At 50.2% G+C, this 880-nt stretch carries 7 tRNA genes and 1 rRNA gene; all 8 read left to right on the forward strand.

From position 1 onward, the window contains the following. Position 1: 1 nt before the first annotated feature. Positions 2-77 (forward strand) — tRNA-Gly (locus ACE99V_RS20305). A 6-nt stretch (positions 78-83) separates the two neighbouring features. Further along, positions 84-160: transfer RNA gene (locus ACE99V_RS20310), tRNA-Arg, on the forward strand. Positions 161-164: 4 nt separating this feature from the next. Further along, positions 165-241 (forward strand) — tRNA-Pro (locus ACE99V_RS20315). A 9-nt stretch (positions 242-250) separates the two neighbouring features. Beyond that, a tRNA-Gly gene (locus tag ACE99V_RS20320) sits at positions 251-324 on the forward strand. An 11-nt stretch (positions 325-335) separates the two neighbouring features. Further along, positions 336-412 (forward strand) — tRNA-Met (locus ACE99V_RS20325). Positions 413-434: 22 nt separating this feature from the next. Beyond that, positions 435-510, forward strand: a tRNA-His gene (locus ACE99V_RS20330). A gap of 14 nt (positions 511-524) precedes the next feature. Beyond that, positions 525-609 (forward strand) — tRNA-Leu (locus tag ACE99V_RS20335). A gap of 196 nt (positions 610-805) precedes the next feature. Then, positions 806-880: ribosomal RNA gene (locus ACE99V_RS20340) — 16S ribosomal RNA — on the forward strand; the annotation flags it as partial.

The following is an 880-nucleotide window of genomic DNA, read 5'->3' on the forward strand; positions in this document are numbered from 1 at the left end:
TGCGGACGTAGCTCAATTGGTAGAGCGTCGCCTTGCCAAGGCGAAGGTCGCGGGTTCGAGACCCGTCGTCCGCTCCATATTTTGTGCCCTTAGCTCAGCTGGATAGAGCGTTTGACTACGAATCAAAAGGTCGGGAGTTCGAATCTCTCAGGGCACGCCATTGTCGGGAAGTGGCTCAGCTTGGTAGAGCGCTTGGTTCGGGACCAAGAGGTCGCAGGTTCAAATCCTGTCTTCCCGACCATTTTATTTCGCGGGTGTAGTTCAATGGTAGAACTCCAGCCTTCCAAGCTGGTCGCGTGGGTTCGATTCCCATCACCCGCTCCATTTTTTTGTCTGGCGGTGTAGCTCAGCTGGCTAGAGCGTTCGGTTCATACCCGAAAGGTCGGGGGTTCGATCCCCTCCACCGCTACCAACAGCAACTTCTTATTTATTTGGCGGTCGTGGCGAAGGGGTTAACGCACCGGATTGTGGCTCCGGCATTCGTGGGTTCAAGTCCCATCGATCGCCCCATATTATCAATTTTTGCGGTCGTGGTGGAATTGGCAGACACACCATCTTGAGGGGGTGGCGGGGCGACCCGTGCGAGTTCGAGTCTCGCCGACCGCACCAAATTGAATCAACCAAAAATTACTGGCTGATTTGAGAGAGTAAGTGTGATATATTAAAAAAGTCGCTTTTGAAACAAATGAAATAATTTTGTTTCGGAAGTTGGTTTTATAAAAATGCTCTTTGAAAACTGAACAGCGAAGCGTTTTAAATAGCCAAGCAAACATGTTTTTGAACCTTGATCAATTTCTTTCTACCTTTATTGGAGAGTTTGATCCTGGCTCAGGACGAACGCTGGCGGCGTGCCTAATACATGCAAGTCGAGCGAGTCCCT

Origin of the sequence: Brevibacillus soli, from assembly GCF_044759095.2 — a bacterium.
Classification (GTDB): Bacteria; Bacillota; Bacilli; order Brevibacillales; family Brevibacillaceae; genus JBIYSM02.